Below are 730 nucleotides of genomic sequence, written 5' to 3'. Positions count from 1 at the left end.
CAATTTTGACTGGCAACGAGGAGGCGATGCTATACGCGAAGTGGCAGGGGGGGATGTAAATACCGTGCAAAATGCCAATACCCATAACCTAACTACCTCTCTAAGCATGCAGAAATTGTACGATTTTATTGGGTTGGGAAGAAGAAATAGAGCAACGCCCCCAAGGCAGCAGGGTGTCCTGTCCAATGCTGGGAATGGCCCAGGAAGTAACGACCAGAAATCCGCCGCAAGAGGTAGTGATGCCCTTTTGGATGTGCTTACTATGGTAAAGCGTATAAATCTTACCTATAGCGAGAATAATGGGAAAGTGTTGCCAGGGTATACCCAGTCGGTCGGTTTTATAGGGACTGCAAAGCCTAGCTTAGGTTTTGTGTTTGGGAATCAGTCCGATGTGCGTTTTGAGGCGGCTAGGAACGGATGGTTAACTACCTTTCCGGAATTTAGTCAGCAGTATGTGAAAAATACCAATAGGCAGTTGAATATTACCGCTACCGCACAACCTATGCGAGATTTAACGATCGATCTAGTGGCAGATAGGCAGTTCTCGGAAAGCTATAAAGAAAGTTTTAAAGTGACCGACCTTGGAAACAATGCCTTCGAATATGTGAACCTCTTGGGGAATAATTATGGGAGCTTTAGTATTTCTACCCTGATGATTGGTACGGTATTCAATAAAAGTGACGAGTTTGGTTCTGCTAATTTTGAGACCTTTAAAGAAAACCGTATAACC

General features: G+C 44.4%; 1 pseudogene. It reads left to right on the top strand.

The annotated features are described in order from the left end of the window. Positions 1-730 (top strand): annotated as a pseudogene (locus F1E73_RS17725) (cell surface protein SprA); the annotation flags it as partial.

The sequence above is a fragment of the Arenibacter lacus genome (assembly GCF_008711145.1).
Lineage (GTDB): Bacteria > Bacteroidota > Bacteroidia > Flavobacteriales > Flavobacteriaceae > Arenibacter > Arenibacter amylolyticus.
Note: the sequence above shows the minus strand (reverse complement) of the source record. Positions and strands in the feature narration are given on the sequence as shown.